This is a genomic window from Advenella sp., assembly GCF_052108595.1.
Taxonomy (GTDB): domain Bacteria; phylum Pseudomonadota; class Gammaproteobacteria; order Burkholderiales; family Burkholderiaceae_B; genus Advenella.
Map to the genome: position 1 here is coordinate 1 of NZ_JBQEAU010000043.1, position 2,800 is coordinate 2,800.

At 43.6% G+C, this 2,800-nt stretch carries 2 protein-coding genes; both read right to left on the reverse strand.

Annotation, left to right across the window (positions count from 1 at the left end):
- The coding region (locus tag ACTIKR_RS09630; RefSeq protein ID WP_442327732.1) for a hypothetical protein at positions 1–1,372 on the reverse strand (1,372 nt) is incomplete at its 3' end.
- Positions 1,365–2,800: hypothetical protein (locus tag ACTIKR_RS09635; RefSeq protein ID WP_442327733.1), on the reverse strand; the 1,436-nt coding region annotated here is incomplete at its 5' end. The genes ACTIKR_RS09635 and ACTIKR_RS09630, both read right to left, overlap by 8 nt.

The following is a 2,800-nucleotide window of genomic DNA, read 5'->3' on the forward strand; positions in this document are numbered from 1 at the left end:
GAAGGAAACGGGAAAACATTGCTGGAGTACAACTTGTTGCTAACCAGTGAGCGTAACGCCCAGTGGAAAGCCCCACAGGTCTGATTAGCAACATATCCTTCAAATAATAATCTTTCCCAAATTGATCGGTATGTATTACGGAGACACGAGTCTCCCAAAAATCACGCAAGCAATATTTTATTATTCCGTCTTTATTAGTGAAATAAATAGTAGATTTCGGTTTAAACCCTCGCTTTGTTAATGCATTTTCATCAGGCCAAGCGAGATTTTGCTTTCTCAGCCAGCCGCCTATATGCAACACCGTCTCACTTATCCCTATTTCTGTTATATCGGACCGATATAATCTTTTATTGTCGGGCACAATTTGTAGAAAGCGTAAATCTGGTCCATTAACTCTCAGCATTTCTTCTGCTGTAGACCGTGCTGCAGCTGTTAATTCCACAATCTCATCAAACATCTCAGCCACTATGTGTACCACATCGGAAGGTAAGTACAACCTACGTTTAGGTGTAAATACATCACCGCGACTTGTTTTTTTTGGAAAGTATTCGATATATGCATTGCCCTGCTCATCAAGAGACAATGCTTGTTTTGGTAACAGCGAAATCTCGCTGAACCTACGCCCTGTACAAACAAACAACGTTAACATCAAAACATAAAAGCGGTACTTATGATCCTTGGGTACCTTTAAGTAGAGCTCACCAATAACTTTAAAGACAGTAGGATCAATAAGTTTGTGTGACTTCGTATCAAGAACCTCAGGGTCATCCAACCGTTTCTGATTAAGTCCCCCCATAGTAGATGGGCGCTTAATTTTGGAAAATTTAGAATGCAACAGTACTCTACACAAACCATTTGCATCGCAGTGTGCAGCGAACTCTGCAACATGCTTATGTAGGCTATAGGCTGTACTCTCATTATAATGCTGCGAGATCAGTGAACATGCGTTATTCAACGCCTCCGGCGTGAGCTCGACCAGCTGCCGTCCCAATTTGTCGGCAGCATGTGCAACATAACCAATAGCTGTAAGAAACTTCCGCTGATTTGGCGCTGATTGGTGCCTACTGTGAAATCGGAGAATGAATACGGCTTTGGCAACCACCTCCCACTCCCCCTTTCCCGTATCTGAACCCAGTTTGGGTGAAAGCGCAAAGTAGAAGGATGTGGATTTTACATTCTTACCTGTAAGTGTTAAAAGGCGACCACCGTTGATCTGCCAAATAGCATCACCCCACTTACCTGCATCAAAGCCTTCCATCTTCATCAGTCTTGCTTTACTAACTAATGCCCGAAAATTTTTTGTCCTATCAAGCTCGAGCCGGTCAGTGAATGAGATAACTTTAGCCTTGCGATTAGAGCGTCCATCAACCATCTTTTTCTCCTTTCTCACAAAGCTGAGCTACTTGAGCAACCGCTACGATCACCTCATCCAGTTGTATGCCTAGCCGTGCATTTTTGTACTTTTCAAAGCGCTCCTCCCTACCAGCGAGAAGACGCTCCAATACATGTTCATGATCAGCATGGCGGTAAGGCTGAAACTTTGGGCACAAATAACAAGAGTAAGGAGGATCAAGATGACACACGCTGGATTCACCACATATGCCAATATCAGACTGAACTGCAGGATTTTGATCCTCAACGAATATGAGATGTTTGTCAACTCTTTCACCATTGACTGCTACCTCATCGCTATCGACTAATCGACCCTTGAAAAAATTAAGATATTTAGAAAATCCTTTTGCTGCTGCTTTGTCGAGGTGCTCAACGAGCTTGCCATTCAATTCAAAATAGACATTCACATGCTGAGTGTCGGTGTGATCAAGTATTCTTGCTAGCTCTCGTTTACTGACCCCTTCGGCGGCAAGGCCTGTAGCAATCGTGTAGCGCAACCGTCTCGGAGTAACGTACATTAGCTCGCCAGTGAGCGGAGAAATTATTTTATGACGCTTTATAAAGGCGGCAAGTAACCGAGATATATCGCCACTCGTCATGTTGAAAACGTTATCAACATCTTTAGAGAGGATAGCGGCTCTGTTTCCGGTCTGATTTATTAACAACGGGCGATCTTCTGGCGTAGCAAAATTTTTGCCAGCAAAACTCAATGGTATTCTTTTATTGAGCTCCAAAAGTTCTTCAATCATCCTACCAAAATTCGGATCGAGATATTCATCTATAAGATCATCTCTTGGACTAATAAATCGCTTTTTAATCCTTGGCATGCGAATTACATGGCATGTATCTTCATGCCCAAGACTCAACCGAATAAAATCGGACTCTCGGAGGAAGGTTAAGTTGGCAGGATTACGTCCGAATGCTATCGAGAGAGCGACGACAACCTTTTGCTGCATGTGCTCTATTTCCTTGCCACCATCTGATTTAAGCGCAGCAACAAGTAGAGGCAACTCTAGAGACTTGTGCAATGGACCGCTATCTGGATCTTCCATCCGCACAGCTTCACCTTTCGGGTTTCCGGGCAATTCTAACGCATCAAGTTCTTGGGCATATAATTCGGAAAAACCATATTCGTGCCCGTGCTCTGTACACCATATGTACCACTGAATAGGTCTATACATCGACCATAGGCGTTTGCGCGAGCGAGCTCGGCTAATAGCAGCCTCAAATAGACTAATCAGATGAAACTCAACACCCGTTTCATCAACATCATTCCCCCAGTGCTTTAAAATTTCTCGCCAAACATCATTAAACGCGACGTAACCTGCATGAGTAGATATGCGCTTCAGTCGATCGCTAACATGGTCTTTGAGTGCACTACTGAGGTTAGGATTGACGATATGTTTGA